Consider the following 300-nt stretch of genomic DNA (forward strand, 5'->3'; position numbering starts at 1 on the left):
GGCGTGCCGAAGGTCTGGAAGCAGATGAACCGGGAAGGCATTGCAGTGGCACGCTGCACGGTCGGACGGTTGATGAAACTGCAGGGCTTGCGTGGCGCAGTTCGCGGTAAGCGTGTTCGCACGACGATTCCCGAGGTGACCGCGCCGCGCCCGCTGGACCGAGTCAACCGGCAGTTCAAGGCTGACCGACCGAATCAGCTCTGGGTGTCGGATTTTACGTATGGTACGCCCAGCCAGCGTAGCCCGCCCGTATGGAGGTGAAGCTGCTTGAGCATGTTTGGAATGCAGGACTCCGGAGGA

The 300-nt window shown here is 62.0% G+C and carries 1 pseudogene; it reads left to right on the forward strand.

Annotated elements, in window-relative coordinates:
* Positions 1 to 222, forward strand: a pseudogene (locus tag KVT39_RS36745) (IS3 family transposase); the annotation flags it as partial.
* Positions 223 to 300 lie beyond the last annotated feature (78 nt).

Source organism: Burkholderia sp. GbtcB21, from assembly GCF_019091065.1.
Taxonomy (GTDB): domain Bacteria; phylum Pseudomonadota; class Gammaproteobacteria; order Burkholderiales; family Burkholderiaceae; genus Burkholderia; species Burkholderia pyrrocinia_C.